Origin of the sequence: Pseudomonas entomophila (assembly GCF_023277925.1) — a bacterium.
In the GTDB taxonomy this organism is placed as follows: Bacteria; Pseudomonadota; Gammaproteobacteria; order Pseudomonadales; family Pseudomonadaceae; genus Aquipseudomonas; species Aquipseudomonas entomophila_D.
This window is the reverse complement of sequence record NZ_CP063832.1, coordinates 2,010,168-2,029,587: the sequence shown is the minus strand read 5'-3', so window position 1 is coordinate 2,029,587 and position 19,420 is coordinate 2,010,168. Positions and strand designations below refer to the sequence as shown.

The following is a 19,420-nucleotide window of genomic DNA, read 5'->3' as shown; positions in this document are numbered from 1 at the left end:
AGTAATTAGAGGAGATAAATATGAGACGTCGCGGCGAGAAATTCTTGGCCTGGATAGATCCAGCGCTTCACCTTCGTCATCACGATGAAGCTCTTGATGATGGGCGAAGTATCGACGTCCAATCCCGCCTCTCGCGAACAGGCGAAACGCAGCTCTTTATTGGGGTGTACGGCAAGAGCGGTGATCGAATTGTGGAGGAGTCTTACGGTGCCAGACCAAACGAAACTATGAGTCGAGCCTTGATCTGGGGTGTGCTCCGAGCGAAGACGTTTGTAATTGGCGGGTGGGCCTAGATTCTTTCAATTTAATTCGAGCTTTTGATAGTGCCAAGCAGCGCTTGATATTGTGGGTGATCCTTTCGAGCTTGTTTTTTGCCGTGCTGTCGTCAGGTCATGTCGTGCTCTTTGTTTCCAGGAGCCGTCCTCGCCGGTGTGGCGTGATCGTTATCGTTGAATAGGGGAAGGCGCTGGCGGGCAGCGCTTGGAAAAACCCCAAGAGGAAACGGCGTTCCGGGTCGCTCAGGATGAAGCGACAAACAGGGACGCAACCTCTTGGAGATCCACCGAAATGAACAAACTGGAGAAGTTCAACACCTTGCTTGAGCTGGTGCTAAACCTGATCGAGCTGTGCCAGTGGCTTTGGCCTTTCATCGTTGAGGCGAAGCGCTTGGCAGGATGCTGGATTGGGTGATGCTGGCGGGCAGCGCCGGAGGGTCAGGCGGCCTGTCGCACCGGCACGGCGCGAAGGTGGTCTTTCTCGTCGGCATCGCCCAGGTAAGGCTTCAGCTCGGCGCGGGTGTACTTGCCAGCCTGGGTCGTGTCGCTGGTGTAGCCGCTGTAGTTCGGGCCGAAGTAGGCCCCGCCGTGACGATCCGTCCAGATCATGTAGAGCGACTCTTGCGGTGGGAACAGGATGTTCTTCAAGGTCTCGGCGCGCTTGAAGTCCATCCGTGCAGCTGCTGCCGACATCAGTGCTTCCAGCCGTTTTCGGCGCACCCATTCATTGCGTTTGCGGCGCAGGTCGCCAGGGTTCGCGGTCCAGATCTCGCAATTGGCAGCGTTGGTGTAGTCGTAGCGGGATGTGACCACCCACCACATCTGGCCGCTGTTGTAGTAGGCGGTGCCAGGCAGCACACGGCCTTTGTGATCGCAGATCCAGACCTTCTGGCCGTGCTGCAGAAGATCACCGTCTTTCGACTTGTAGCTGTGTTGCGGGGTGACAAAGTCGACAAGTCGACCTTTGTTCCGGTGCTTTGCATGGTGTCGCTCAACCATTTCCATGGCGGTGCAGATGCCAGGACCCATACCGCGCGGCTCGGCAGGGGTGAACTTGTAGTCGGTGAAAACGGCGCACAGGTAGTCGCGAATCTTGCGGCGGGTACGCTCCATCTCCAGGCGCATGACGTATGGCATGTGGAACTCTTTGTTCGACTGATGCCGTCCGCCATGGTCCGGGCGATCTGGAGCGTTCACGTTCTGGAACATCTCGAAGGTGATCGACCGGCCGCTAACCTGAAGGTCTGCCTTCAAGTCGCCTTTGCTGCACCACCGCATGCCGTGGGCGATGCATTTGTATTCCTTCTCGGCATCGAGGTCGGGGCCAACAGTCCACCCCAGGCGATTGAGGGTCTGGATGATGCGCTTGAATACCTCGCGCTTGAATTGTTTCTCCCAAGCGTCGGCGCCGCGGACGCCGCCGGCTTCGCGAGCAGCGGAGATGCCTTCTTCCCAGATGGCCAGGCGGGCGTCGCCGAACGAGAGATTACCTTCGCGTTGAATCTGCATTGTGAATGCTCCGTGCATGCGCCGCCCTCCGTGGCCGGATGCGGCAAAGACTTCGTTGGGGATTTTGGTCTTACAGTTTGTTGCTGAACATCAATAGATCTGTACCGCCACCTGCTATGGTCTACGCATACTCGTTGCAGGCAGTCAAACAATGAAAGCTCTAATAGCGGCGTGCCTGGTATGTCTATTACTATCCGGATGTACCAGCGAAAATTCGCAGCTCTCTGCTGCACCCGTCCAGGCCAAGCCTCATTTGAAAATTCCGATGCGTGTAAAGGTTCAGCTTTCCGAGGCAGATAAAAACGCAGCAAGGGCTAAGGCGCTAACTGGCTTCGAAGGCGAAGGGTGGGAGTTTTACCCGCTATACGGAACGGCTGTTGACTCGAGCGGAAAAGACCTGGCCGTATGCGGCAAAGCTCAACGGCATAGCGCACAAGAGATTGCTTACTTCGCCTTTTACAATGGCGAGCTGATTTTGTGGGATCAGACAGAAACTCACAGTCTTAGTGTAGAGAACCAATTCCTTACGATGATCTGTTCTCACGAGTGATCAACAGGGCATGCATCTACTTTCTGTCGTTCCTCAAGCGTCACCCTCCGTGGCCGGATGCGGAATGGTGGCAATATGATTTCAAGTTTGGTTAAATCACCGAGCCGGAGAGGGGCACTCTCCCCTCGTAATCCGGCATAAGGCATCTGCTTAGCAGGTGCCTTTTTTGTTTGTGCCGGCTTATGCCGCGTCGCGCTTGAGCTGGTTGATCAGCTGCGTCGGCAGGTTCTTGATGGTCAGGCTCGCGCTGTCCTGGTCGAACTCGACGCGCTTACCCAGCAGGTGCGCTTCGAAACTGATCGACATGCCCTCGGCGCGCCCGGTGAAGCGGCGGTACTGGGCGATGGTGCGCTTGTCGGGGGCGAAGCTCTCAGCGATCCCGTAGTCGCCGGCCTTGATGAAGTCGGCGAAGGTCGTCGGCTTCTCTTCGTCCAGCAGGGCGGATAGTTCGGTCAGGCTGACCGGTGCGCCGATCTTGTCCTGCGCCTGGGCATATGCAACCAGGTCGCCGCTTTTCTCGCTGGCGGTATCGTCGGCCAGGTCCTGATCCTTCAAGAAATCGGCGAAGGCCTTGAGCAGGGTGCGGGTCTCGCCCGGGGCGTCGATGCCCTCTTGAGCGCCGATGAAGTCGCGGAAGTAGGCGGTGGCCTTGCGGCCGCCCTTAGGCTTGATGAACGACACGTACTGCCGCGAGGCCGGGTTGTTCTTCCACTCGCTGAGGTTGATGCGGGCAGCGAAGTGCAGCGTGCGTGCGTCGAGCTGGCGAGATGGCGCGACAGTGAGGTCATGGGCAACGGCAACCGTCTCGACCTGCTGCAGGATGGCGATCGTCAGGTAGTCGGTCATGCCCTGGGTGTAGAGGGCGAACAGGACGTGCCCGCCCACGGACAGGTTCGACTCTTCCATCAGCTTGGTCAGGTGCTCAGCCGCGGTGCGGGTGAAGTCGATGAACGCCATCTCGTCGGCCATGGCCTTGGCCAGCCAGCCGCTGAACGGGTAGGCGCCGGACTCTGGGTGGAAGAAGCCCCAACCCTTGCCGGTCTTGGCGTTGTAGGTGTCGTTCACATCGTGCAGCAGGTTCTCGATGGCGCCGCTGCCCGGCAGGTCCGAGCTGGCCAGGTGCAGAATCGCCGGGCTGCCGTCCGGCTTCTTGTCGATGAAGTGCATCACTGCGTGGCGAATGGGCATGGGTGATTCTCCGTGGCCGGCTGGCGGCATGGTGGCAATTAGGTTTCAGTTGTTGTTTGATGGTCGACCGCAATGAGGCGGTTGCTAGGAGAAAAAAATGTCGAATGGGCTTTCTAAATCGGCCATCTGGGGGGAACAAGAAGGTGATGTGTTTAAAATGGAACACGATGCGGACACCGCCACCACTGTGACCTACCGTTACCGTAACTTTTCCGAGGGCGACCAGAAGCTGTTGCTAGTCATTCTTTGTCCTGATGGCGTGATTCACTACGAGCATGAATTCGATACCGGCGGAGAAGATTCGGCTGAGGTCATTGCTAACGCCAAGTCGCACGCCAGGAAAATCATCTCGCAAGACTTCAAGCCAGTGAACTAATCGACCTTGGATCAAGAACCTCATCACCTGGATCCTGCTGAATCATCAGCATGCTCTTCCGGTCGAAGGCCAGTGCCAGGCGCGGCGAGATGCTGATCTCGTGCCGCGGCGGGGTGAGAAACTTCGCCGCGTGCAGGCCGCCCAGAGCGTGGATGCCGTGGATCAGTGCCTCGATCATCTGGCTTTATGTGGCATCTGCCCATCCGCATATCGCCCGCAGGTGCTGGCCCGTTCGTTGCCTGGCTGATAATCGCATCGGCTCGGTACGCGCCACAGATCGGTGACCTTCGATTTCGTGGCGCGCGATCCTGAACAGTGCGTGATGCCCAAGCGCTTCGATGTGATGAATCATCAACGTAATCGCCTCGCCCTGTTCCTCGATCCCGGCCCATTCCATCAGTTCAAGCAGGGCCTGCTTAGTCCCTGGTCGAACCTTCAAGCGCAGGTCTTCTTCCTGCAGCCTGGCGGCTTTGGCTCTGCGCTTCTCGTCGCGCGCCTGCTGAGACATCGCCATACGGCACCTCCTTCAATCCGCTGGGCGGCAAGTTGAACTGATCGCGCCGCCTATGCAGCTGCAGCGATCGTCGAATACGTCGGCTCATGGAGCTCTAGAACGGGATGTCGTCGTCGAAGCTGTCGAAGTCTGCGGCCGGCTGCTGCGGTGCTGGACGCTGAGGGGCCTGCTGTGGGCGTTGTGCCTGCTGGCGCGGCGCCTGGTTGTACTGCTGCTGGCCGCTCTGGTTGTAGTTGCCGCCACTCTGGTTGTACGGGTCGCCGCTCTGCTGCTGGTTCTGCGGGCGGCCACCAAGCAGCTGCATGGTGCCGTTGATGTCGACGTGCACCTCGGTGACGTAGCGCTTGATCCCGTCCTTCTCCCACTCGCGGGTTTTCAGTTTGCCTTCGATGTAAACCTGGGAGCCCTTGCGCAGGTACTCGCCAGCGATCTCGGCGACCTTGCCGAACAGCACTACCCGGTGCCATTCGGTCTTCTCGACCTTCTGGCCGGTCTGCTTGTCGGTCCAGGCCTCGCTGGTGGCCAGGCTCAAACTGGTGACCGCGTTGCCGTTTGGCAGATAGCGGACCTCGGGGTCCTGTCCGCAGGTGCCGACCAGGATGACTTTGTTTACTCCGCGGGCCATGAGGCCTCCTTACTTGATTCGGATAGAGCTTTCACCGCGCTCGAGGTGCGCCCAGCCAGGCTCAGGGATGAGTTCGTGTTCGCAGTCTTCGCCGGCCGCCATGCGCTTGCGTACAGCCTCGTTGTGCTCGCGATCGGCCTTGAGTTTCACGGCGATGGCGTTCTTGTCTGGCGTAACCTTGGCCACAACTGTGGTGAGCTCGTCCGGCAGTGCCTGCTCGTTGTCGACGATCACCTTTTCCTTGCCGATCACCAGGCTGATGGTGAACAGCGGGCGCTTGATCGACTTGATGTTGGCCGCGTCCATGTTCTTGCGAAGGTATTCGGTGATTGCTGTCACGCTGTTGGCCTTGATGCGCTTGAGTTCGCTCAGACGGTCGATTTCGGCATCGATGGCCACGATATCGCCCTCGATGTTACGGCGCAGCATCACGATGTTTTCGGCCTTCACCTCGAACTCGCCTTGGATGCCAGCCATGGTGTCCTGAATAGCCTGCTTGAGGCCTTCGTCGTCGGTGTCGCACATGGCGGCCAGTTCGGCCATCTGGCCGGTGAGTGCATAGAGCTGGGTCATGCTGCATCTCCCTGGGTGAAGTTAGGGGAAAGGGCGGCCAGCTCCTTGGCGATCCGCTTTATGCCTGGGTCGTCCCGACGCGCCGTGAGGCGGCGAACGGCGTGATCGTGGATCTTCTTGAGCTCCTGCAGGCTCTGCGCGCCCTGCATGGTGTCGATCGTGTTCTTGAGGAAATCCAGACGCTCCTGCTTCTGCTTCTCGATCTCCGCCTCCCGGTCTTCGGCCTGCTCGATCGCCTGCTCGGCCTGGAGCTGTTGGACGTAATTCACGTCATCGAACATGCCCAGGAACACGTCGGCGCTGAAGCCAAGCATGGAGAGGGCCTTCTTGATGGCGTCGGTCAGGGACTTCTTCGGCGCTTCGCCATCGGTAGTCATGCCGTACTTGGTCTTGTACTGGTACCGGGTGCATCCGTACTGCTCGACCTCGCCGCGCCGGTCGTCCTGCATGAACCACAGCTGGATCTTCACGGTGTGGCCGATCTCGCGGCCCAAGCAGATGCGCTTGTCACCTTCACCGGCGAACACCTCATGGCCGTCGTCGAAGCGTTCCTCTAGCACTTTCCAGCCCCAGCCAATGCCAACCGGGCCGAACATTTCGGTCGCCTTCATGACCATGGCGGTGCCGTTCAAGCTGGTGATCTTTTGACCGCCGACCTCGGCGTTCTTGGTGAAGCGGGTATCGGTCGTCTGCACCTGCTCCCAGATGCGCATGTTGGTAGTGGACATTGGTGAACACCTTGCGCCAGGCCGGCGCCGTCAGTTGAAAAAGGGAAATGCCAGGTCACGCCCGTGGGTGTCTACTGGACGCCCTGGCTGCCGGTGATGGTTGCGCGCTCTTGCCGGCTTACGCTCCACTCAGGGTACGGCTATCCGCGAGGCGGCCCGCCGTGCTCGGGTGTGTATTCGGGAAGTGATGCTGCCGGCCAGTGCGCTGGCGAGCATGAAGAAGGTGCAGGCGAAGAGCATGGAGAAGGAGCCGCGCCAAGCTGCGATACGGCGGGCCCGCTGGTAGGAGGTCACGCCCGAACCTCGTAGCCGACCGTCCATTCTCCGCAGATACAGGCCCGGCACTTCCAAGCCTGCGGGTTCTCGATACTGGCAAGGGCGGCCTCGTGCACCGCGGCGGCGAACGTCGGCCCCTTGAAAAGCATCAGGACGCGATCGGCCGGCATGGCCTGGGCCTCTTGCAGTTCAGCAACCTGCTCGTCGATGAGCGTTTGAACGATTGGCGTGGTCATGCTGATTCCCTCAGTTGCTCAACTCGCTGAGTGGTGTTGACGACGACCTTCTCGCGTATGCGATTGAGCGTCGGCAGGTCGAACAGGCCGATCTTCTCGAAGCCCTCGAGCATCCCGAACACGAAGGTTTGGTCCGGTACCGGGGTGGGGGACTTGGCGAGCTGGTCCAGCTGAGACATGACCTCGCCGATCGCCAGGGCATGCATCTGCTCTGCAGTTCTCAAAATCCGCACTCCTGGATGTCTCGCTCCTTGTCGCGTTCAGCAGCAACGGCCTTTGCCGCAACCGGACGCAGCAGGTCGGCGGCGATTTCCTTGAGCGCGCCAGGGCCGCCCAAGAGGTAGGTTGAAAGCTCTTTTATGAAGCCCGCGCTACCTGTGCCAAGGCCGGCCATTACCAACTTGCCGAAGGCGTCCTGCTTGTCCAGGCCATCGATCTGGCGCTGGTTCGCATGATCCTGGACCGCCCGGGCCAGGTCGGCCTGGGTGATCTCCCCGCGTTCGCCGCGGTAGCCCCAGCTGACCCGATAGCCCAGGACCAGATGAGCCGCGTGCTTCTCAATCCACTCCACCTGGTCGGCGTCATCGTCGATCACCGCCGGCGGCATCCGGTTGTCGTACTCAAACTGTGCTGCTCGAAGTGCGCCCATGGTCGCCTCCAGGTGGTGGCTTACTCGGTGGGTGGGGTGAGGTGTGGCTGCCAGTGCGTCACGCGATGCTCGAAGCGCGAGCCATCCCCGTAGCGCCAGTCACTGCCGTTCCAGTAAAGGAAGCGGGCGCCATTGGCGTTGCTTTGCGCTTTCCGAGCCGGGGTGTAGGCGATGACCCAGGCCTTGCCGCCACCCTTGGGTAGCTCGGGGAGCTTGTCGCTGCACTTGATCCAGCCGCTCATGCTGCCTCCGGCCAGTGGTGATTGATGCTCTCTTTAGCGAATGGTGAAAGCCGTTCGAAGCTGTTCACCCCTCCGCATCCGGGCATGGTTCCTTCCAGCTCAACACAGGCCTTGACTTCGCAGCGCCGCGAGCAGACCCAGCCGCCGTAATGGCAGCGGTGTACTTCGCCTTTCGGGTCGGGGTGATAGGCCAGCCCGCCCTTCCAAGAAGGCAAGCCGCGCAGTTTGAGACCGCAGCCCCGGCACACGGCCTGGGTATCAGTACATTCATGCATGTGTTGATCCTCTGGACCGCATTAGGCAGATGCCAGCGCAGGTGACCAAACCCGAGCCGTGAAGCTCCCTGGCACCTGTCCAATGCGGTCGAAGTGAAGTGAGGTAGAGCAGGCGCCCGGCGCTACCCGGGATGCGTCTGGTCTAGCCCGTTCCGGGCTCCGGACTCGCCTGCAAAAAGCGGAGTTGCAATCTAATTGCGTGGTTTCGGCTCGGCGGCCTGGACCGCTTGGCGGAGAGTGCTGAGCAAAGCCGCAGGGGTGCCTGCCAGAGATCCATCTGCCAGTTCGTTGAGAAGGGCAGATGCAGCGATGTGGATCGCTTCCAGCTTTGGCCGCGGCACGCTGGGGCCGCGTATGGTGCCGGCGGTGATTTTCGTTTTGCCCTTGGCTTGGGCCTTCTGCAATTCAGCATCGAGCACCTTTCCGGCGCCATCGCCGTGAGCGCGCACAATTTGAGCCGCCGTGGTAGCGGATACTTGTCCGGCGGCGACCAGGTTCTGTACGTCCGTATTTGCATTGCCGACCGTGACGACTTGCTCGACGTGCTGCCGGGTTCTACCAACCTTTTTTGCAATCTGGTCCACGGTCCAGCCGAACGATTTGAGGCGCTTATAGCCTTCGGCGAGCTCGAGCGGTGTGAGTTTCTCGTTTTCCTGGCTTGAGATGATCCGCGCTACGCGATCGGCATCGCTGCCTTCGAACATGCGGACATCAACCCAGAACTCCAGAACCGCCGAGTCTTCCTTGCTGGGCAAGCGAGGCAGTCGACCAGCTTGGTCGAGTTTGATCAAGGCGCGGCGCCGGCGGTGACCATCAACTACCCAGACGCCACCGGCGTCTCGTGGACGGATCTCCAGCGCTGGGATGACCCCGCCGTCCGCAATGAACTCAGCCAAGGCGTCAATACTGGCCTCAAGGGCATCGCCTTCGGTACGAAGGTTGAAGCCTGGTTCTTCATGCAGGTCTTCGAGCCGCACCTTGATTGCGTCGGCCCGGCGCACTTCACCGTCCTTGATCATTTGCCTGATAGATCTGGTCATGCAATTAACTTCCGTTGAGGGGCTGCATTGGAGAGCCGATCCCGCCTGTCCCCCTAAACACGCTTGATGTAGGGTCGGGAAGACTCTCCGATGCAGCCTGGTGATGGGGATTACCAAGTATCGGGCCGGTTACGTGTCCGGCGTCGTTGCCATCGACCGTCGCTGGGCGCTCGCCTTGCCGGAAAAAATTGGCAACACACCCTAGGCTGTGACAGCATCCAATCTCGAACTTATGGCAAGGACGCTGAGCAATGCTCGATGCTCTGGAAGGCACGCCACTCTGGGTTTACGGCGCATTTATCCTGGTCTGCTACTACGGAATTAGTGCATGCAAAACCAGTCGAGAAAGCCAACGATCCCTAATCATCACACCGGTGATTCTGGTGATCTGGTCACTCTTTTCTCTCAACTACGAGGATCGTGTTGAGCTGACAGTGGGCTGCTGGTTGGTGGGAATGGTTTTAGGTGGCTTGGCCGCAATTGCGCTGTTTCCTCGACGCGGACTTACCTTGGACCAGGAGGGCAAGCATCTAATCGTGCCCGGGACATGGAAAGTCCTTGGAATCTCACTTCTCTTTTTTGCCGTGAAATACTTCATCGGTTATCAAGCAGCCGTACATCCAGAACTATCGGCGACTGTGGAGATGCTCAGCCTTGCTGGCACCGCGTCAGGATTTACAGTGGGCTTGTTCTGCGGTCGCACCGGTGTCTTCTACCTGACATGGGTTGGACTTCGAGATCGCCCTGACAGTAAACCTACGGTCTGATCTCGCTCGTTAACTGCTCAGTGCACTCTCTTAGCGAGGATCGGGCAGTTAACGTCCGGCTGACGTGGCGCTTTCAGCCTTGGCCGTGGCGCTTGCTTGCTGCTCTACCAGCTTGCCGATGAGCACTTTCCGGTCTTCAAGCGAAAGGCTCCAGGCTGCGTAGTAGATCCCTTCGTCGATAGTGCCGTCGTACTCCATGGTGGAGTTCGGATCCCAGAGCTTGTACTTGATGCGGTTGGTTGGCCGCTTCGCCATCGTCTTGCCCTCCAGGGCGGTTGATTTCCCGTCTGGCCCTGTCGCCAAGGCCAGCCAGTGAAATCGAACTATTCGGTAACTCCGAATGGTTCAGATGATGAAGTGGCCCATCTGGCTGGCCATGCCGCGGAGCTTTGCACTGTCATCGTGGAATGCTTGACGCAGCGCCGCGTATTTTTCCTCGTCCGCGAACATCTCGAGGTACATCTCGTTCTCTTGGAGCTTTTTGATGATTTGCTCGATTGTCATGATTCACCTCCAGTGGATTCCCAATGCCGCCTCATCGAAGCGGCATCAGTGAATCGTTCTGCCCCATTACCGCCGGGGTGGCGGGGCGCATTGCATGCCAGGTCATTCGCTCGGTTCAGGCCTTTCGCCTTCGTCAGCCGTACAGGGTTCTCCCTGCTGGTGGCGGACTGCTACGATCGGTAAAAACCAAGGAGTTTGGCCATGGATGCAAAGAGCCTTGAACTACTGCGGCAACTGAAGAGTTCGCTTACTCAGGAGCGCAGGGATCGAGAGTGGCCGGAAACGACATGCAGGTTCTGCAAATCGCACTTCCGGTATCACCACAGCTGGAAGCCGGTTCCAATCATGTGCAAGGGCTGCCGTATTGAGCGGAAGACCCCGTACAAGCCGGGAGAAGGCGACACTCTCTATCTTGAAACTCAGGTCTTTCGCGGCGGCTCACCAGGAAGCGGACGACGCAAGTGACCTCATCGGCCGCGCCCGCTGCTGGCGTCGGCTCGGCCGTTGTTCTCGTTGTTCCTCCAGCCGCGGGCCTCTCGGCATTTCTTCCCGCTGGATAACTGGTCTCGGCGCTTTACGCTGCACGCCCGGGGCAGTTGCCACCCCTCTGGACTGTTGAGGCCTGTCCATCGCTGCCTTTGAATCTGGGCCGGTGTCGATCCGGCAAGGTGTGTCGCTAAAGAGCGGCGGCCTGTTAGGGCCTGGCGAGGGACTGTGTAGCGCCTCGGCGAAGTGAAATTTAGCCTCAAGCTAAAATATCGCCAATAGCTTTGAGCTAAATTATTTTCGCTGGGCGGCAAACAGCCGGCTGAACCGTTTTGCCAGCGGCTTCGCCTTTACGCTTCGTTTAGCACTGAGCTATGATTCCGATGTGGCTGTACGGATATACAGTAATGGAGGTAGGAAATGGCAGCAGTACTCGAAGACACCTCAACGGCCGCGCGCCCCGAGCTAACCGGCCTTGAGCGCCTGGGTCTGCGGGTATCGGCGATGATCAACTCACCGCTGGCGCAGTTGGGGAGGAGGGTGCTGATCCATCGCCTGGACATGGACAGCGATCATGATTGGGAGGCGATCATGGAGCTGCTGGCCGAGACAGAAGGACTGGACATGACCTTCTGCGATGACGGATCGGTGATCCTGCAATGGGAGAAGCCGGAGGACGAACAGGCTCGGGTACGAGAGCTGGGCGAGGAGGAGCCACCGTTCTGACAGCCACAAAAAAGCCCGCGCTAGGCGGGCCTCATCGATCAGGGGAAATCATTCATCGGGGCTGGGTTTGGCGATAAAATCCTTCGGAATGTACGGGACCTTCGTAACCTTGCCGTCCTTCGTCTCGAACGACACAGATTTCGCTCCGCCGAACGCCGTCGCGTGGCTGTAGACCCACATCTGGCCATCTTCCCTAGATGTGACCATGTAGGGGTTGCCCATGATCTCGTAGAGCTGATCCTCGGTCATGCCGACCTTTACCTGGCTGGCCTGGCCGAAGGTAAATGGGGTGCCGGCGCACCCAGCCAGGACGGCGACTACAGCAGCTAGAAGGAATCGGTGGATGTGGCGAAGCATGGCGACCTCCCTGCGAATTGAGTCGCCATCCTACCATCATGGCCACCAGCCATCACGCAGCCAAAGAAAAGCCCGCACTGCTATGCGGGCCAACGTAGGGAGATCGGATGAGCCTTCACTGTGCAGGGTAGTACGTGAAAAAAGCGTGAAGGCATGAAAAAGCCAGCCGAGGCGGGCTATTTCGCGTCATAGGCTTGATACGAGATGCGTAATCGTCCTCTGGTAGCGCTCTATAGGCTCATTGTTAACCTGGGGCTTCGTGTCATATACCTCAGAGCTTCCTGGCTTGACGTCGAAGATACGAGTGAAGCATTCGATCCTTGCTGGCCTGTTATTGGTGGTCCGCCCCTTCGGGCGCTGAGACTCTGCTGCAACAAACGCGCGCTCCACGCTAGGAGTCTCAGGATTTCCGATTCAATACCCTTCCAACAGATCCTCCCCAGCCTGCATCACCTGGCAGAACCTGGTCACGGCCTGGGCGTTGGCTTCGTTGCCGGCCTCGCTCAGGCGTACTGCAATCCGCATCAGTTCGACGGCTAAGGGCTGGGACATCAAGATCGGTACAGGTCGGTGGCGGGCAAGGTCGGTCTCAATGGCAGTGCCGGCTACCCGCCTTTTTGTCGTAATGGCAGCCTTGCTTGTCGGTACGACCGCCATGGGCGATAGCAGATAGGGAGGTGGCTGCGAGAATTGCTGCCAAAATAATGCTGGTGAATTTCATAACGCGCTCCATGTGTTGAGAAAACTTCAGGCAGTTTCAGTGGTTGCTCATTCTGATTTGCTTCTAATCACTCGGCCGGCCTTCACCTCTTCCGCATACCCATCCAGTTTGTCCTCGACACTCTGGAAGCGCAGGGCAATCTCCATCAGCTCGTTGGCTCCATACTCATCCCCGGCAGCGAGCAGCCTTTTGGCGAAAGAGAAGATGTCCACGCCAGACTATTTGAGGACGGCGGCAGCATCCTTCAGGTCGCGGTTTCTTGGTTGGGTTTGGTTAGGGGCATGGCTACACCAAGTGCGCGTTCCAGACCAGCAGCACGCGGGCCTGGATGTAGGTTTCTTCTCGTCGGATCAGCCGATCCTTGTGCTTGCTGTTGTCCGAGATCATCTCGAAGTGATCCTCGTCCGCGATCTGCAGCCGCTTGATGTAGATGTGGTCACCCCAGGAGAACAGATAGATCCCGTCGCCGACGAACTCGCGGATGCTCACATCGACGATAAGCGGGTCCCGGTGTTTGATCGTGGGCTCCATCGACTGACCCCAGCCGGTGACCAGTTTCAGGTGGAAGTGCTCAGTGAACTCGACGCCGAGCTCTCGCAGGTGCCGCGGGCTCACGCGCACGTCTTGGAGCATTTCCGGGTAGTCCTGCACCGCCTGGCCGCCACCCATTGCCGCGCGGATATCGTAGTGTGCGATCCACACCTCATCACCTACCAGTCCCGGGCGGGAGAAGTCGGCGGTGATCACGTTGGTGGCTGCCGGCTCCTCGGCCGCGGCTAGCAACCGTTGACGCGTCTCCTCCGGAATCCCCTTGCCGCTCTTCGCCAGCATCTGCTTGACAAGGTCGGCGGCCGATTTCCCGCCGGCATCTAGGCCAGGCGCTGCCGAGCGCGGCTCATCATCCGAAGGGATTGAGTCGAACCATCCGCGGGGCAGGCCTTCGATGCCCTCGATCCGCCGGGCCACATCGTCGCCCAGGTTCTTCGCTGTCTTGTCCGACAGGATCTGGCTCAGGTGCGCAGGCGCCATCCCCCAGCGCTCGGCGCAGGAGCCTTTCCTCTGGCCGCCAATCAGCTTGACCAGGTTGTGCTTGCGAATCTCGTAGATATCCATGGCGCGAAGAATGCCAGTGTTTAGCTGGCTGCTAAATGTGCGCACAGCTAAATTCTCCTTGCTCATAAATTAGCCGTAAGCTAAATTTCGTTTTACGTGTAAGGAGAACCCTCATGAATGATCACCTCCGTGATTGGTTGGGCAGGGCCACGAACGAGCGTCGGCAGCAGGTTGCAGCCGACGCAAAGACCACTGTTGGCCACCTGTGGCAGCTCGCAGGTGGTCACCGGAAGGCCTCTACCGAGCTTGCTGAACGATTGCAGGACGCTTCGAGCGGTGAAATCACCATCGCTGGCTTGCGACCTGACCTCATCTCATTTGCCCGAAAGGCGTTGAAAGGAGCTGCGTAGGTGTAGTCCACATTTTCCCGAAAGGGGCATCGGGCCACCACGGAAACAGCAAAGAGGTTTTACGAATGGACGAGTTTCTGAGAGCCACGCAAAGCGCGGTTCTAGACGGGGAGGCCAAAGTCTTGGCTTCGAAGATGGGCGTACCACACGTGAGTCTCCTTCAGCGCGCCAACCCAGACAACGATGCTCATCGGCTCACGATCGAGCACCTGTTCGGGATTCTGCTTCATACCGGTGACATGCGGCCGCTGGCGGCTCTCGCCAGTGAGTTTGGCTTTGACCTAGTGCCGAAGGTTGCTCCGGAGCCCACGGGGCTTACCGCATCGTTGATCAACGTCGGTAAAGAGGTCGCGGATTTGACGATAGCCGTGCACAACGCACTTGAAGACGAGCACGTCAGCGCTTTTGAAAAGGGCCAGATCAAGGTGGAGATCGAGCACGTCAGACAAAGCCTGGATGTAATGGCGTCTTCGGTAAGGGTGGCGTAATTCCGCGCATGCGCGGGTACCGAATCAGTGCCCTTTGGGTTCGCACTTACAAATAGCGGACCTAGCGGGCACAAAAAAGCCGACGTGCAGGTCGGCGATTTCGATGAAGCAATGTGTGAGAGAAATCATGACAAACATCGTCCCACTACGCAATACCGGGGGGTTTACCCGGATGGACAATCAGCTGATGGATGGCCTTATGGCCATTGACCTGTCCGCGCGCGAAATGAAGATCGTGCTCTATGTGGCAAAGGCCACTCTGAACTTCAACGAAGGCGCCCAGCGCATTCCGGCCACGGCGATTGCCAAGGCTACGCACATTCATCCCGATACCGTTTCAAAGGCCATTTCTGGCCTGCTGCGCCGTCGTGTCCTTTTCCGTGAGGGAGGTGCCCGAGGCGACATCGGTTTGTGCGACCCGAAAGAGTGGGTTTTCGCTGAACAGCCGAAACAGACCAAATCGTCTGACTCGGCTCAAATCATCCGAATCGGCTCCGCTCCGAAACAGACCGAAATCGACGACTCCCTTCTCTATTCCAAGAAAGAAACCCCCTATGTAACTCTTCCTTTGGAAGAGATTACATCTCCCCCCACGCTGGAAGACGAACCCGCTCCGGCCCCGAAGGCGAAGGCCGACCGCAAGACTCCTTTCGGTCTGTCCAACCTGCTGGCTGATAACCCTCATGGCCTGACCGATGTCCTGCTGAAGGATTGGCTGGCCCTGCGCAAGGCGAAGAGAGCTGCTGTCACCGAGACCGTCTGGAACTCGCTGAACGCCGAGCTCGTGAAGTGCGCTGCATTGGGTATCACTTCGGATGTCGCGATGACCGAGGCCCTGTCTGCCGGCTGGCAAGGGTTCAAGGCGTCCTGGATCGCCAAGCGCCTTGCCGAACAGGTGGGGCAAGCACCTGCCAAGCCGAAAGCACCCTCGCGCCACCACGGCTTCGCAGATCGCGACTACACCACCGGCCTGAAGCAGCGGGAGGACGGTAGCTATGCGCTCTGAGAAAGTGACCCCGATCAACCAGGCATCCGTGGCGGGCCGCGTCCAGCCTGCCGAATGCGAGAAGCACGGCGCCTTCGAGCAGAAGGTCACAATTTTGATGGGTAAGGCCCTGCGCAGTCAGTGCCCAGAATGCGCCCGAATCGCCAAGGAGCAGCGCGATGCGCGCTCAGAGGCAGAGCAGGCACTGAATGTACGCATGGCGATCTCCCGAAAGCTGGGGGACTCGTTGATCCCGAAGCGCTTCGCTGGCCGCTCGCTGGCGAACTACAAGGTCGAGCACGAGGGCCAGGCTGAGGCGCTGCGCTTCTGTCGCCACTACGTGAAGACCTTCGACAAGATTGCCGAGGCCGGCCGCTGCATGGTGCTGCTTGGCAAGCCTGGAACCGGCAAGACCCACTTGGGCGCAGGGATGGCCTACGACCTAATGCGCAACACGTCGCACTCCGCCGTGTACCGCACTGTCGGTTCCGTCCTGCAAGCCATCCGCGCCACTTACGACCGCTCCAGCGAAACAACTGAGGCAAGCATCTTGGCCAGTTTGATTGAGCCGTCACTCCTAGTGCTGGACGAAGTCGGGGTGAGTAGGGAGCAGCCCAGCGACTTCGAGCTGACGACCCTGTTCTCGATCATCAACGGCCGCTATGAGCAGGTGAAGCCAACTGTCGTGATCTCAAACCTGGACGGCAGCCAACTGCCTGTGGCCATGGGGGAGCGTTGCGTCGATCGCCTGCGCGAGGGCGGAATGATCGTCGTCCTGTTCGATTGGGAGTCTCACCGCGGCAAGGAGGGCATGTGATGACGCCTGCACAGGAAAAGGCCATAGCCGAACTGCGTCGCCAGGGTTTCCGGGGCGTCGATGACGGATTGAGCAGCAGGTCGGAGAAAGAAGGTGGTCGGCCTCTCGCCCGCACTGACACACCTCCGCAAGGTTTATGCGGGCTTGAGGCCGGTGCGCGAGATTTTATAAATCCGAAAAGTGTTGATCAAGGGGTCTGCATGGCTGAGTTAACCGTTCGCTTGGAAGGATGCTGTCCATGACCTTCGACAAGCAAAAGCTCCAGCCGCTGCTGTGGTCAGTGGTGGGCGCATTCAGCCAGGGCGACCATGACCTGCGGAGGCACCTGGATGCCCTGGACGAGTTCCTGGGGGAGGTTACGGTCGAGCAGGTGGCCCTGGACCTGCTGGAAGAGAATCGACAACTTGCCGCTCGGTTGCGCGCCGCGGAAAAGCAACTGCTGGAGGTGGCGGCATGACCGAGAAAATCAGCGTCAATTGCCAGGCCAAGCTGTCCGAGGCTGTGACCATGCTCACCCGCCTGTTCCGCGACAAGAGGTTCGTCGTGGTCAGCATGCGCCCGGGCAAGGACCGGACCCTGGACCAGAACGCCCTGTGGTTCGCGTTCTACAAGCGCATCGCCGAGATGACCCAGATCGGTGACGCATCGGACGCGCGCAAGTACTGCAAGCTGCATCACGGCGTGCAGATCCTGCTGAACGAGGATCAGGACTTCCAGGCGGCCTGGTACCGGGTCATGCGCCACCTGTCCTACGAGGAGAAGCTCGACATGATGGGCGACTGCAAGCTGCTCGGCCCGGACGGCATGCCGGTGACCAGCCTGTTCAATCGTGCCCAGGGCATCGCCTACACCGATCGAGTGGTGGCGGACTTCTCTGCCCGGGGTGTGTTCTTCGGCGACCTGCTGGGGGATGAGGCGGCATGAGCCATCAATTCAAGCCGGGCGACCTGGCCCTTGTGATCAACCACACGTACCAGCCAGCCATTGGCCTGTGTGTTGAGCTGGTATCGCGGCACTTGGTTGGTGCTGTAGATCGGCGCGACCCGATGGACCCTGGCGTTTATGAGCAGGCTGACGGCGAGCCCGTGTGGGTGGTTGCTGAGATGCAGGGTGAGTCGAACTGCATTGTTTGGGAGAAGTGGATCATGCCCCTGCGCGGCGACTTCGCACCCGAGCAGCAGAAAGCCAAGGAGGCCGAGCCATGCGCGTAGCCGAGATCAAACCGAAGAAGTGCAAGGCGCCAGGTTGCGGCAAGCACTTCAGGCCGACCATGACCACGCAGAAGGTGTGCAGCATCGCCTGTGCGCTGGCCATGTCGAAGGATTCGAAGGTGCAGAAGGTGGCGGCCAAGGCCATCACCAAGCAGGCCCGCCAGGACCTGCAGGAGCGCCGGGAGAAGCTGAAGACCCGCCGCGAGCACATGGCCGAAGCGCAGACGGCGTTCAATGCCTACATCCGCGAGCGCGACGCCGGCCTGCCGTGCATCAGCTGCGACTCACTGCCGAGCGACCACGACCTTATCACCGGCAGCCGCTGGGACGCTGGGCATTACCGGTCGGTGGGCGCCTGCCCGGAGCTGCGCTTCGAGCCGTTGAACGTCCACCGCCAGTGCGTGAAGTGCAACCGGAACCTGTCGGGCAATGCCGTCGAGTACCGGATCCGCCTGGTGAAGCGTATCGGCGCCGACCAGGTCGAGTGGCTGGAGGGCCATCATAAGGCCCTGCGCCTGACCATAGAAGACCTGCAGGCCATCAAGGCCCTGTACAGGCAGAAACTCAAAGACCTACGGAGGGCTGCAGCATGAACTACCACAACGTCATTTCCGCAGTGGTGCGCGCACTCGCCGCCGAGACAATCAACAGCGCCGGGGGCTGCGACTTCGAGCCCAAGGTCCAGACCGCCAAGCAGAAGGGCGAGATCTCCGGCAAGGATGCCGCGCTGCTGGCCGACTCGATCGTGCATAGGCTGCTGCATGCCCAGCTCAGCCCGAGGCACTGGAACGCCTTGGTGGCCAAGTACAGCACACACCGGGGACGGAAGATCGATTCCATCGGGCGCCTGGTGGCGGTGGTGGAGAGCCCGGCGCCGCGTCGGTTCACCCAGCAGGCAGTGCTGACCTGGGCCGTGCCGCAACAGTGCAAGGGCATCCAGCGCAAGGTGACCCAGGCAAAGACACCAGACCCGCGCGAGAGCGACAGGGAAGGGCAGTGGGACTGGCGCAACAAGGCCGCTGCCGAATCTGTCGCCCGTGCGAACCGGCATGCCCGAGCTGTAGCAGAGACGAAACCGGGCGAGATGATTGTCCTGGCGGAATCGAACTACGACATGAGCACCTGGGATTCGCAGGGCCTCACCGAGCGCACCTACCAGCGCTGGAGCAAGGCGATTCGCGACAACCTGGAGTCGATGGTGGACGAGGCCCTGGTCGAGGCTCAGCACATGCTGGAGGCGGTTGGCGTGTTGACCGGCGAGGCGGCATGAAAAAGGCCCTCAAAAGGGCTTGCAATATCATGTCGCCATGTCGCATTATTCACCCATCTTGTCATTCCTGCGCGTGTTGAGGAGTGACCAGAAAAACCCGGCCAAGCAGCCGGGTTTTTTCGTTATGGCATCTTGCTATCTCATCAGGTGTCAATTTATTGTTGGATCCAATGTTCAATAAATTGGCGTAGAGGTGGCAATGCTGGACGGTTTCCTTTTGGGTCTTGAGATGCTCAAGCAAGCTGCCTTGACGGGCGTGCTTGCAGTTTTTGTCGTTGTGGCGTTTTTGCTTTTGAAGAACATGCTTAGCCTCGACGGTGTATGGCCATACGTTGTTGTTGGACTGGTGCTGCTAGCTCTTATCGTTCTCCCTCACGGCTGGGCAGTAGTGTTCCCGCCCGAGCATTTGAGCTTCTTCGATATGGCCGAGCAGCGCGGCAATCCCAAGGCATCTGATCTCCTGGTTGCAGACTTCTGGGGAGTAGTTGTCGGTAGCGCGGTTGCCTACTTTGGGATGATGTACTTCGAACACCGCTCCAGGTGGTAATGGGATCGGGGAGAGCCCTGCT

The 19,420-nt window shown here is 59.5% G+C and carries 33 protein-coding genes and 1 pseudogene; 15 read left to right on the top strand and 19 right to left on the bottom strand.

Annotated elements, in window-relative coordinates; genetic code table 11:
• Nucleotides 1–20: 20 nt before the first annotated feature.
• The gene (locus IM733_RS08785; RefSeq protein ID WP_248920501.1) at nt 21–293 is read left to right on the top strand and encodes a hypothetical protein; all 273 of its coding nucleotides are present in this window, start codon (nt 21–23) and stop codon (nt 291–293) included.
• 274 nt (nt 294–567) lie between these two features.
• Nucleotides 568–690 carry a hypothetical protein gene (locus IM733_RS25535; protein WP_283107523.1) on the top strand — a complete coding sequence of 41 codons (123 nt, stop codon included), beginning with the start codon at nt 568–570 and terminating at the stop codon, nt 688–690.
• A 23-nt stretch (nt 691–713) separates the two neighbouring features.
• Here the strand turns inward: IM733_RS25535 and IM733_RS08780 are convergent, their stop codons facing one another.
• Entirely contained in the window at nt 714–1,784 is a 1,071-nt protein-coding gene (locus tag IM733_RS08780) for a hypothetical protein (RefSeq protein ID WP_248920500.1), read from the bottom strand.
• 730 nt (nt 1,785–2,514) lie between these two features.
• The gene (gene yejK / locus IM733_RS08775; protein ID WP_248920499.1) at nt 2,515–3,522 is read right to left on the bottom strand and encodes a nucleoid-associated protein YejK; all 1,008 of its coding nucleotides are present in this window, start codon (nt 3,520–3,522) and stop codon (nt 2,515–2,517) included.
• A 97-nt stretch (nt 3,523–3,619) separates the two neighbouring features.
• Here yejK and IM733_RS08770 point away from each other — a divergent pair, with 97 nt between their 5' ends.
• Nucleotides 3,620–3,898 (top strand): hypothetical protein, encoded by a 279-nt coding sequence (locus IM733_RS08770; protein ID WP_248920498.1) that lies wholly within the window; start codon nt 3,620–3,622, stop codon nt 3,896–3,898.
• Here the strand turns inward: IM733_RS08770 and IM733_RS08765 are convergent.
• From IM733_RS08765 to IM733_RS08720, 10 genes and pseudogenes are all read right to left on the bottom strand, one after another.
• Nucleotides 3,882–4,412, bottom strand: a pseudogene (locus IM733_RS08765) (hypothetical protein). The gene IM733_RS08770 and the pseudogene IM733_RS08765 sit on opposite strands and share 17 nt — an antisense overlap.
• A gap of 94 nt (nt 4,413–4,506) precedes the next feature.
• The gene (locus tag IM733_RS08760; protein WP_248920497.1) at nt 4,507–5,037 is read right to left on the bottom strand and encodes a single-stranded DNA-binding protein; all 531 of its coding nucleotides are present in this window, start codon (nt 5,035–5,037) and stop codon (nt 4,507–4,509) included.
• A gap of 9 nt (nt 5,038–5,046) precedes the next feature.
• Nucleotides 5,047–5,610 carry a siphovirus Gp157 family protein gene (locus IM733_RS08755; protein ID WP_248920496.1) on the bottom strand — a complete coding sequence of 188 codons (564 nt, stop codon included), beginning with the start codon at nt 5,608–5,610 and terminating at the stop codon, nt 5,047–5,049.
• Nucleotides 5,607–6,338: a hypothetical protein gene (locus IM733_RS08750; RefSeq protein WP_248920495.1), complete on the bottom strand. Its 732-nt coding sequence runs from the start codon at nt 6,336–6,338 to the stop codon at nt 5,607–5,609. Before IM733_RS08750 ends, IM733_RS08755 begins: the two co-directional genes overlap by 4 nt.
• A 290-nt stretch (nt 6,339–6,628) precedes the next feature.
• A complete protein-coding gene (locus tag IM733_RS08745) occupies nt 6,629–6,850 on the bottom strand; it encodes a hypothetical protein (RefSeq protein ID WP_248920494.1) in 222 nt (73 codons plus the stop codon).
• Nucleotides 6,847–7,074, bottom strand: a complete 228-nt coding sequence (locus IM733_RS08740; RefSeq protein WP_248920493.1) for a hypothetical protein — start codon at nt 7,072–7,074, stop codon at nt 6,847–6,849. The genes IM733_RS08745 and IM733_RS08740 overlap by 4 nt, the downstream gene beginning before the upstream one ends.
• Nucleotides 7,071–7,499: a hypothetical protein gene (locus IM733_RS08735; RefSeq protein ID WP_248920492.1), complete on the bottom strand. Its 429-nt coding sequence runs from the start codon at nt 7,497–7,499 to the stop codon at nt 7,071–7,073. Before IM733_RS08735 ends, IM733_RS08740 begins: the two co-directional genes overlap by 4 nt.
• A gap of 20 nt (nt 7,500–7,519) precedes the next feature.
• Nucleotides 7,520–7,741: a DUF551 domain-containing protein gene (locus IM733_RS08730; RefSeq protein WP_248920491.1), complete on the bottom strand. Its 222-nt coding sequence runs from the start codon at nt 7,739–7,741 to the stop codon at nt 7,520–7,522.
• On the bottom strand, nt 7,738–8,016 hold the full coding sequence (locus IM733_RS08725) for a hypothetical protein (RefSeq protein ID WP_248920490.1): 279 nt from the start codon (nt 8,014–8,016) through the stop codon (nt 7,738–7,740). Before IM733_RS08725 ends, IM733_RS08730 begins: the two co-directional genes overlap by 4 nt.
• A gap of 191 nt (nt 8,017–8,207) precedes the next feature.
• Complete coding sequence (locus IM733_RS08720; RefSeq protein ID WP_248920489.1) at nt 8,208–9,056, bottom strand: ParB/RepB/Spo0J family partition protein; 849 nt, start codon at nt 9,054–9,056, stop codon at nt 8,208–8,210.
• 251 nt (nt 9,057–9,307) lie between these two features.
• On the opposite strand from IM733_RS08720, the gene IM733_RS08715 reads away from it, so the two are divergent.
• Entirely contained in the window at nt 9,308–9,823 is a 516-nt protein-coding gene (locus tag IM733_RS08715) for a hypothetical protein (RefSeq protein ID WP_248920488.1), read from the top strand.
• 48 nt (nt 9,824–9,871) lie between these two features.
• Here IM733_RS08715 and IM733_RS08710 read toward each other — a convergent pair whose 3' ends face one another.
• Entirely contained in the window at nt 9,872–10,078 is a 207-nt protein-coding gene (locus tag IM733_RS08710; RefSeq protein ID WP_248920487.1) for a hypothetical protein, read from the bottom strand.
• 90 nt (nt 10,079–10,168) lie between these two features.
• Nucleotides 10,169–10,327, bottom strand: coding sequence for a hypothetical protein (locus IM733_RS08705; RefSeq protein WP_248920486.1), 159 nt, complete (start codon nt 10,325–10,327; stop codon nt 10,169–10,171).
• Nucleotides 10,328–11,233: 906 nt separating this feature from the next.
• Here IM733_RS08705 and IM733_RS08700 point away from each other — a divergent pair.
• Entirely contained in the window at nt 11,234–11,539 is a 306-nt protein-coding gene (locus IM733_RS08700) for a DUF1654 domain-containing protein (protein ID WP_248920485.1), read from the top strand.
• Between the two features lie 48 nt (nt 11,540–11,587).
• Here the strand turns inward: IM733_RS08700 and bamE are convergent, their stop codons facing one another.
• From bamE to IM733_RS08675, 5 genes are all read right to left on the bottom strand, one after another.
• Complete coding sequence (bamE, locus tag IM733_RS08695; RefSeq protein WP_248920484.1) at nt 11,588–11,896, bottom strand: outer membrane protein assembly factor BamE domain-containing protein; 309 nt, start codon at nt 11,894–11,896, stop codon at nt 11,588–11,590.
• Between the two features lie 414 nt (nt 11,897–12,310).
• Complete coding sequence (locus IM733_RS08690) at nt 12,311–12,448, bottom strand: hypothetical protein (RefSeq protein ID WP_248920483.1); 138 nt, start codon at nt 12,446–12,448, stop codon at nt 12,311–12,313.
• Nucleotides 12,449–12,485: 37 nt separating this feature from the next.
• Complete coding sequence (locus IM733_RS08685) at nt 12,486–12,617, bottom strand: YHYH domain-containing protein (RefSeq protein WP_248920482.1); 132 nt, start codon at nt 12,615–12,617, stop codon at nt 12,486–12,488.
• A gap of 47 nt (nt 12,618–12,664) precedes the next feature.
• On the bottom strand, nt 12,665–12,829 hold the full coding sequence (locus tag IM733_RS08680) for a hypothetical protein (RefSeq protein ID WP_349292550.1): 165 nt from the start codon (nt 12,827–12,829) through the stop codon (nt 12,665–12,667).
• 73 nt (nt 12,830–12,902) lie between these two features.
• Nucleotides 12,903–13,730, bottom strand: a complete 828-nt coding sequence (locus tag IM733_RS08675; protein ID WP_248921144.1) for a S24 family peptidase — start codon at nt 13,728–13,730, stop codon at nt 12,903–12,905.
• A gap of 113 nt (nt 13,731–13,843) precedes the next feature.
• Here IM733_RS08675 and IM733_RS08670 point away from each other — a divergent pair, with 113 nt between their 5' ends.
• From IM733_RS08670 to IM733_RS08625, 10 genes are all read left to right on the top strand, one after another.
• Nucleotides 13,844–14,080, top strand: a complete 237-nt coding sequence (locus IM733_RS08670; protein ID WP_248920481.1) for a helix-turn-helix domain-containing protein — start codon at nt 13,844–13,846, stop codon at nt 14,078–14,080.
• A gap of 65 nt (nt 14,081–14,145) precedes the next feature.
• On the top strand, nt 14,146–14,568 hold the full coding sequence (locus tag IM733_RS08665; RefSeq protein WP_248920480.1) for a phage regulatory CII family protein: 423 nt from the start codon (nt 14,146–14,148) through the stop codon (nt 14,566–14,568).
• A gap of 127 nt (nt 14,569–14,695) precedes the next feature.
• Nucleotides 14,696–15,574, top strand: a complete 879-nt coding sequence (locus IM733_RS08660; RefSeq protein WP_248920479.1) for a replication protein — start codon at nt 14,696–14,698, stop codon at nt 15,572–15,574.
• A complete protein-coding gene (locus IM733_RS08655) occupies nt 15,564–16,370 on the top strand; it encodes an ATP-binding protein (RefSeq protein WP_248920478.1) in 807 nt (268 codons plus the stop codon). The genes IM733_RS08660 and IM733_RS08655 overlap by 11 nt, the downstream gene beginning before the upstream one ends.
• Before the next feature lie 238 nt (nt 16,371–16,608).
• On the top strand, nt 16,609–16,827 hold the full coding sequence (locus tag IM733_RS08650) for a hypothetical protein (protein WP_248920477.1): 219 nt from the start codon (nt 16,609–16,611) through the stop codon (nt 16,825–16,827).
• On the top strand, nt 16,824–17,294 hold the full coding sequence (locus IM733_RS08645) for a hypothetical protein (RefSeq protein ID WP_248920476.1): 471 nt from the start codon (nt 16,824–16,826) through the stop codon (nt 17,292–17,294). Before IM733_RS08650 ends, IM733_RS08645 begins: the two co-directional genes overlap by 4 nt.
• Nucleotides 17,291–17,581, top strand: a complete 291-nt coding sequence (locus tag IM733_RS08640) for a hypothetical protein (RefSeq protein ID WP_248920475.1) — start codon at nt 17,291–17,293, stop codon at nt 17,579–17,581. The genes IM733_RS08645 and IM733_RS08640 overlap by 4 nt, the downstream gene beginning before the upstream one ends.
• Complete coding sequence (locus IM733_RS08635) at nt 17,572–18,174, top strand: recombination protein NinG (RefSeq protein ID WP_248920474.1); 603 nt, start codon at nt 17,572–17,574, stop codon at nt 18,172–18,174. Before IM733_RS08640 ends, IM733_RS08635 begins: the two co-directional genes overlap by 10 nt.
• Nucleotides 18,171–18,851, top strand: coding sequence for a hypothetical protein (locus IM733_RS08630; RefSeq protein WP_248920473.1), 681 nt, complete (start codon nt 18,171–18,173; stop codon nt 18,849–18,851). The genes IM733_RS08635 and IM733_RS08630 overlap by 4 nt, the downstream gene beginning before the upstream one ends.
• Before the next feature lie 199 nt (nt 18,852–19,050).
• Nucleotides 19,051–19,398: a hypothetical protein gene (locus IM733_RS08625; RefSeq protein ID WP_248920472.1), complete on the top strand. Its 348-nt coding sequence runs from the start codon at nt 19,051–19,053 to the stop codon at nt 19,396–19,398.
• Nucleotides 19,399–19,420 lie beyond the last annotated feature (22 nt).

Coding starts and splice junctions, on each gene's coding strand:
- IM733_RS25535 (WP_283107523.1), top strand. CDS start 568: ATGAACAAACTGGAGAAGTTCAACACCTTGCTTGAGCTGGTGCTAAAC.
- IM733_RS08665 (WP_248920480.1), top strand. CDS start 14,146: ATGGACGAGTTTCTGAGAGCCACGCAAAGCGCGGTTCTAGACGGGGAG.
- IM733_RS08700 (WP_248920485.1), top strand. CDS start 11,234: ATGGCAGCAGTACTCGAAGACACCTCAACGGCCGCGCGCCCCGAGCTA.
- IM733_RS08750 (WP_248920495.1), bottom strand. CDS start 6,338: ATGTCCACTACCAACATGCGCATCTGGGAGCAGGTGCAGACGACCGAT.
- IM733_RS08710 (WP_248920487.1), bottom strand. CDS start 10,078: ATGGCGAAGCGGCCAACCAACCGCATCAAGTACAAGCTCTGGGATCCG.
- IM733_RS08725 (WP_248920490.1), bottom strand. CDS start 8,016: ATGCATGAATGTACTGATACCCAGGCCGTGTGCCGGGGCTGCGGTCTC.
- IM733_RS08645 (WP_248920476.1), top strand. CDS start 16,824: ATGACCGAGAAAATCAGCGTCAATTGCCAGGCCAAGCTGTCCGAGGCT.
- IM733_RS08670 (WP_248920481.1), top strand. CDS start 13,844: ATGAATGATCACCTCCGTGATTGGTTGGGCAGGGCCACGAACGAGCGT.
- IM733_RS08780 (WP_248920500.1), bottom strand. CDS start 1,784: ATGCAGATTCAACGCGAAGGTAATCTCTCGTTCGGCGACGCCCGCCTG.
- IM733_RS08705 (WP_248920486.1), bottom strand. CDS start 10,327: ATGACAATCGAGCAAATCATCAAAAAGCTCCAAGAGAACGAGATGTAC.
- IM733_RS08730 (WP_248920491.1), bottom strand. CDS start 7,741: ATGAGCGGCTGGATCAAGTGCAGCGACAAGCTCCCCGAGCTACCCAAG.
- IM733_RS08690 (WP_248920483.1), bottom strand. CDS start 12,448: ATGTCCCAGCCCTTAGCCGTCGAACTGATGCGGATTGCAGTACGCCTG.
- IM733_RS08760 (WP_248920497.1), bottom strand. CDS start 5,037: ATGGCCCGCGGAGTAAACAAAGTCATCCTGGTCGGCACCTGCGGACAG.
- IM733_RS08675 (WP_248921144.1), bottom strand. CDS start 13,730: ATGGATATCTACGAGATTCGCAAGCACAACCTGGTCAAGCTGATTGGC.
- IM733_RS08685 (WP_248920482.1), bottom strand. CDS start 12,617: ATGAAATTCACCAGCATTATTTTGGCAGCAATTCTCGCAGCCACCTCC.
- IM733_RS08720 (WP_248920489.1), bottom strand. CDS start 9,056: ATGACCAGATCTATCAGGCAAATGATCAAGGACGGTGAAGTGCGCCGG.
- yejK (WP_248920499.1), bottom strand. CDS start 3,522: ATGCCCATTCGCCACGCAGTGATGCACTTCATCGACAAGAAGCCGGAC.
- IM733_RS08715 (WP_248920488.1), top strand. CDS start 9,308: ATGCTCGATGCTCTGGAAGGCACGCCACTCTGGGTTTACGGCGCATTT.
- IM733_RS08655 (WP_248920478.1), top strand. CDS start 15,564: ATGCGCTCTGAGAAAGTGACCCCGATCAACCAGGCATCCGTGGCGGGC.
- IM733_RS08625 (WP_248920472.1), top strand. CDS start 19,051: ATGCTGGACGGTTTCCTTTTGGGTCTTGAGATGCTCAAGCAAGCTGCC.
- IM733_RS08735 (WP_248920492.1), bottom strand. CDS start 7,499: ATGGGCGCACTTCGAGCAGCACAGTTTGAGTACGACAACCGGATGCCG.
- IM733_RS08650 (WP_248920477.1), top strand. CDS start 16,609: ATGACCTTCGACAAGCAAAAGCTCCAGCCGCTGCTGTGGTCAGTGGTG.
- IM733_RS08770 (WP_248920498.1), top strand. CDS start 3,620: ATGTCGAATGGGCTTTCTAAATCGGCCATCTGGGGGGAACAAGAAGGT.
- IM733_RS08630 (WP_248920473.1), top strand. CDS start 18,171: ATGAACTACCACAACGTCATTTCCGCAGTGGTGCGCGCACTCGCCGCC.
- IM733_RS08755 (WP_248920496.1), bottom strand. CDS start 5,610: ATGACCCAGCTCTATGCACTCACCGGCCAGATGGCCGAACTGGCCGCC.
- IM733_RS08660 (WP_248920479.1), top strand. CDS start 14,696: ATGACAAACATCGTCCCACTACGCAATACCGGGGGGTTTACCCGGATG.
- IM733_RS08745 (WP_248920494.1), bottom strand. CDS start 6,850: ATGACCACGCCAATCGTTCAAACGCTCATCGACGAGCAGGTTGCTGAA.
- IM733_RS08640 (WP_248920475.1), top strand. CDS start 17,291: ATGAGCCATCAATTCAAGCCGGGCGACCTGGCCCTTGTGATCAACCAC.
- IM733_RS08785 (WP_248920501.1), top strand. CDS start 21: ATGAGACGTCGCGGCGAGAAATTCTTGGCCTGGATAGATCCAGCGCTT.
- IM733_RS08635 (WP_248920474.1), top strand. CDS start 17,572: ATGCGCGTAGCCGAGATCAAACCGAAGAAGTGCAAGGCGCCAGGTTGC.
- bamE (WP_248920484.1), bottom strand. CDS start 11,896: ATGCTTCGCCACATCCACCGATTCCTTCTAGCTGCTGTAGTCGCCGTC.